This window comes from Blastomonas sp., from assembly GCF_041747255.1.
Classification (GTDB): domain Bacteria; phylum Pseudomonadota; class Alphaproteobacteria; order Sphingomonadales; family Sphingomonadaceae; genus Blastomonas.
In genome coordinates this window covers 1-4,402 of the sequence record NZ_JBGTFM010000465.1, presented here as the reverse complement: position 1 = coordinate 4,402, position 4,402 = coordinate 1, and the positions used below count along the sequence as shown (strand labels likewise).

6 protein-coding genes are annotated in these 4,402 nt (G+C 63.7%); 2 read left to right on the top strand and 4 right to left on the bottom strand.

The window, feature by feature from the left end; translation table 11 throughout:
• The 3 genes from ACEW8G_RS15455 to ACEW8G_RS15445 form a co-directional block, all read right to left on the bottom strand.
• The coding region (locus ACEW8G_RS15455) for a DEAD/DEAH box helicase (RefSeq protein WP_373489286.1) at window positions 1-615 on the bottom strand (615 nt) is incomplete at its 3' end.
• Window positions 608-2,014 carry an MATE family efflux transporter gene (locus tag ACEW8G_RS15450; RefSeq protein ID WP_373489285.1) on the bottom strand — a complete coding sequence of 469 codons (1,407 nt, stop codon included), beginning with the start codon at window positions 2,012-2,014 and terminating at the stop codon, window positions 608-610. The genes ACEW8G_RS15450 and ACEW8G_RS15455, both read right to left, overlap by 8 nt.
• A gap of 55 nt (window positions 2,015-2,069) precedes the next feature.
• Complete coding sequence (locus ACEW8G_RS15445) at window positions 2,070-3,098, bottom strand: polyprenyl synthetase family protein (protein WP_373489284.1); 1,029 nt, start codon at window positions 3,096-3,098, stop codon at window positions 2,070-2,072.
• Between the two features lie 91 nt (window positions 3,099-3,189).
• Here ACEW8G_RS15445 and ACEW8G_RS15440 point away from each other — a divergent pair, with 91 nt between their 5' ends.
• Entirely contained in the window at window positions 3,190-3,480 is a 291-nt protein-coding gene (locus tag ACEW8G_RS15440; protein ID WP_373489283.1) for a chorismate mutase, read from the top strand.
• Between the two features lie 98 nt (window positions 3,481-3,578).
• On the opposite strand, the gene ACEW8G_RS15435 is transcribed toward ACEW8G_RS15440, so the two are convergent.
• Window positions 3,579-4,025: a DUF6456 domain-containing protein gene (locus ACEW8G_RS15435; RefSeq protein WP_373489287.1), complete on the bottom strand. Its 447-nt coding sequence runs from the start codon at window positions 4,023-4,025 to the stop codon at window positions 3,579-3,581.
• A gap of 186 nt (window positions 4,026-4,211) precedes the next feature.
• Between ACEW8G_RS15435 and ACEW8G_RS15430 the strand changes: the two genes are divergently transcribed.
• On the top strand, window positions 4,212-4,402 hold a 191-nt coding region (locus ACEW8G_RS15430; protein ID WP_373489282.1), incomplete at its 3' end, for a helix-turn-helix domain-containing protein.

Below are 4,402 nucleotides of genomic sequence, written 5' to 3'. Positions count from 1 at the left end.
GCGTACCGCGCTGGCCATCGCATCGTTGAGCGGCTGCTCGCCGCGCCTCCCCAGATAACGCAGGTCAAGCGGGTGCGCTCGCCCCTCGCTCTCGATGACGGGAGCAGCCCCCATCAGCGCGGCAAACCGCGCACCGTCGAGCGTAGCAGACATGGCCAGCAGCCGCAGATCAGGGCGAAATGCGCCCTGCGCCTCCAGCGCCAAGGCCAGTCCGAAATCGCTGTCGAGGCTGCGTTCGTGGACTTCATCGAACAGCACCGCAGAGACACCGCCAAGCTCGGGATCGGCCTGGATGCGGTTGACGAATATGCCCTCGGTCAGCACCAGCACGCGGGTGTGCGGGCCAGATTTGCTGTCCATCCGCGTGGCATAGCCGATGGTCTGGCCGACCGGCTCTCCGGTCAGATCCGCCATCCGCTCCGCAGCGGCGCGCGCGGCGAGACGGCGGGGGGAGAGCAGGAGGATCTGCCCTGTACACCACGACTGATCGAGCAGCGCCGGGGCGACGGTGGTGGTCTTGCCCGCACCCGGGGGCGCGACAAGAACGGCATTGGGGACGTCCCTAAGTGCTGCCAAAAGCTCTGGCAAAACCGCGTGGATAGGCAGTTCAGCCATAGACCCCCAGCCCTAGCCTTCCGCGCATCATCCAGCGCCCGACCATCAGTACCGAGACGACCGCTAGCCCCGCCGCCAACCCAATCCACACGCCAATGCCGTCCCAGCCGAGTTCAAAGGCGAAGAACCAGGCGGTGCCCATGCCGACCACCCAATAGCCGAACGCGGCAAACAGCATCGGCCAGCGCGTATCCTGCAGCCCGCGCAACACCCCTGCCCCCACCGCCTGCACCGCATCGACCAACTGGAACACCGCCGCGACCACAAGGAAGCTCAGCGCCAGAGCGAAGGCGGGCGCGGCGCTGGCATCGGCAGGGTTGATGAACAGCCCGACCAGAAAGCCGGGGAATGCCGTCATCAGGCTCGACATGACACATGCCGCAACCACCCCGACGCCCAGCGCCGCCCAACCGGCGCGGCTGGCGGACAGCGCATCGCTGCGTCCGTGGTGCAGGCCCACGCGCACCGTCGCGGCCTGAGACAGGCTGAACGGCACCATGAATGCGAACGAGGCGATCTGGATCGCCACCGCATGTGCGGCGAGTGAATCGCGGTTGATCAACCCCATCAGGAAAGCCGCCGCGCTGAAAATTGCGACCTCGAACGTGAAAGTGATCGCAATCGGCAGGCCCAGCCGGAACATGCCGCGATAGCGGGGCCAGTCCGCGACCCAGAACCGGCCGAACAAGTGATAGCGCCGGAATGGCCGCACCGTCGTCACCACCAGCGCCATAACGAGGAACAACGTTATGTTCGCCACCAGATTGGCCACCGCCGCGCCCATCAGCCCCATTTCAGGGAACCCCAGATTGCCGAACACCAGCACCCAGCAGACGATCAGGTTGACGACGACACCGCACAGGGTGACGAGCACCCCCCAGATCGGCTTTTCCAGCGCAGACACATACATGCGCAGCACAAACTGCAGCAGCCAGGGCAGCAGCCCCCACATCGCCACGCGCAGGAATCGCCCGGCATCGCGCGACAGGTCAGCCTGCTGGCCCATCGCGAGGAAAAGTGCCTCGGCCTGCCACAGCACGGCCCAGATCGGCACGCAGGCGGTCAGTGCAACCCAAAAGCCCTGCCGCACCGTGCGCCGGATGTCGCGCACCGCAGCCCCGCGCCGCCCCCGCTCTGCCGCGATCATCGGCGATGCCGCCGTCATCAGCCCCATGCCGAAGGTGCCGCACGCAAAATACAGGTTTACCGCAAGCGCCGCCGCGGCCAGCGCGCGCACATCATAGCGGCCAAGGATGATCACCTCGGTGGTGTGGATTGCCATCTGCGCCAGATTGCCTAGCACCAGCGGTCCCGCGAGCAGCAGCAATGCGCGGATTTCGATCCGCATGCTGGCAGGTGCCCGGTCAGCGGGAATGGGAGTGGCAGATATCGCCGTCATGGACCTGAACTTTGTAACACCGGACCTGCTGCCCGGTGATTCGGGTCAGCCGGCCCTAATAACCGCGTGCGATCGCGAATTCGACCGTTTCAATCAGCGCCGATTTTGCCTTGCCGGCCGGGAAGCCGGCAATCGCATCGATGGCGCGCTGGCCGAAGTGGCGGGCGCGGTCGAGCGTGAGATCGATCGCCTTGTGGCTGCGCAGCAGATCGGTCGCATGGGCGAGGTCTTCGTCCGATGTGCGGTGACCGATAATCGCCGCTTCCCAGAACGTGCGCTCTTCTGGCGTGCCGTGCGCGTACGCCAGAATAACCGGCAGCGTCACCTTGCCGTCGCGGAAATCGTCGCCAACATCCTTGCCCATCTTGGCGGCATCAGACACGTAATCGATGGCATCATCGACCAGCTGGAACGCGATGCCAAGGTTGCGGCCATAAGCATCGAGCGCCAGCTCCACTGCCTCGTCGCGCTCTGCAACCACCGCGGCGATCCGGCACGCAGCGGCGAACAAGGCCGCTGTCTTGGCGCCGATGATCGCCAGATAGCGCTCTTCACTGGTCTCGATCTGTCGCTGAGCGGTGAGTTGGTCAACCTCGCCCTCGGCGATGATGGCCGACGCGCCCGAAAGGATCTTGAGCACCTTGAGCGAGCCATCCTCAACCATCAGCTCAAATGAGCGGCTGAACAGAAAATCGCCGACCAGCACGGTCGCCGGATTGCCGAACACCAGATTGGCGGTCTTCTTGCCACGCCTGAGGTCTGACCCGTCGACCACATCGTCATGCAACAATGTCGCTGTGTGGATAAACTCGACAGCGGCGGCAAGCTTGTGGTGTCGCGTGCCCGGATAATCGAGCAGCCGCGCCGAGGCGAGCGTCAGCATCGGCCGCATCCGCTTGCCGCCGCCCGCAATCAGGTGGCCGGCAAGCTCTGGAATAAGCGGGATCTGAGATTGCATCCGGTCGAGGATCACGCTGTTCACGGCATGCATATCATGCGCTACCAATGCCATGATCGGATCAAGACTGGGAAAGGGTGCTGCGGCAGCCGCCTTGCGGCCAATCGGATGAACAGTCGCTGTCATGACTTGCGATGTGGCAATCTGCATGGCTTAAGGCAAGGACAAAGCGGCGCGGGCGACGCGGGCGGGTCAGAATTAGTAAAGGGCATGGCTTATGGGGCACGATCCCGTTCTTGCAGCGTTCCGGCAAAGCATCGACAACATCGATGCGGCGCTGATCTACATGCTGGCCGAGCGGTTCAAGATCACCAAGGCGGTGGGCGAACACAAGGCCAAAACCGCGCTGCCCCCCGCCGACCCGAGGCGCGAGGAGGAACAGATCGCTCGCATGAAGCGGCTGGCGACAGAGGCCGAACTCGACCCCGATTTTTCAGAAAAGTTTCTGCGCTTCGTGATCGACGAGGTGATCCGGCATCACGAGAAGATCCGGGATGAAGGTAACTGAGGTCGCTATTGATCCGTTGATCAGCCTGCGCTTGCTTATGGCAACGCCCAAATCAAAAAAGCCGTCACCCTGAAACGGCAGTATATGACATCACCAATTCACCGCCCTAACCCCGGCAGCCGGTAAAAATCCGCGAGCCGGTCAAGCGCCATGCGCAGCACGAGTTTGCCCGATCGCACCGGCCAACCAAGGCCCTTTTCCGCCACTGGCACGCTTTCACCGGCACAGATCACCCGCCAGGCGATGTCGTTAAGATCACGGCCCAGCGCCTCAAGCGCCGCATCGAACCGCCTGCGCGCCGCGATCTGCCGTTCGCTGGCGTCAAGATGCTCCGGCGCGCCCCGCCGCCCGCTGGCCCTGGGCGCAGCATCCCAGCGCATCGTGATCTGTGGCGCGAGATTGGCGGCCTCCCAGTCGCCACGCAACTTTTCACCCGCATCGAACTGGCGCGTATCTATGAGACCGCGCGCCAGCAGCCAGCCAAGCGGCGATTCAGCAAGATTGACCGTCACCGAGCGCGCCGGACGTCGACCCGCTGTGAGCATCCCGGCGACAATATCCCCATCGACCGCGCGCTCGACCAACAGCCGACCGGCCTCAACCCGCGCCGCGCCGAAAATCCGTGAGTCAGTCATATTGTCTCCTATATGGTTATAATTATTTGCATGATGCTTGCCACGATGGTTATGATGTAGGAAAGCCATTTCCCGTATCGGTTCAGGAGAATTGCGATGATCAACCGAATCCGCGATGTGCGCCGCGCCAAGGCAATGACGCTTGAGGATGTCGCGCGCGCCTGCCAGCCGCCAACCACCGCGCAGACTATCGGGCGGCTTGAAACCGGCACGCGCACCTTGTCGATCGACTGGCTGAACCGCATCGCCGCTGCGCTCAATGTGGAAAGCAGCGCGCTGGTGCGCAG

Bases quoted from the DNA above. Each gene is read 5' to 3' on its own strand.
- ACEW8G_RS15450 (WP_373489285.1), bottom strand. From the start codon at position 2,014: ATGACGGCGATATCTGCCACTCCCATTCCCGCTGACCGGGCACCTGCC.
- ACEW8G_RS15445 (WP_373489284.1), bottom strand. From the start codon at position 3,098: ATGACAGCGACTGTTCATCCGATTGGCCGCAAGGCGGCTGCCGCAGCA.
- ACEW8G_RS15440 (WP_373489283.1), top strand. From the start codon at position 3,190: ATGGGGCACGATCCCGTTCTTGCAGCGTTCCGGCAAAGCATCGACAAC.
- ACEW8G_RS15435 (WP_373489287.1), bottom strand. From the start codon at position 4,025: ATGCTCACAGCGGGTCGACGTCCGGCGCGCTCGGTGACGGTCAATCTT.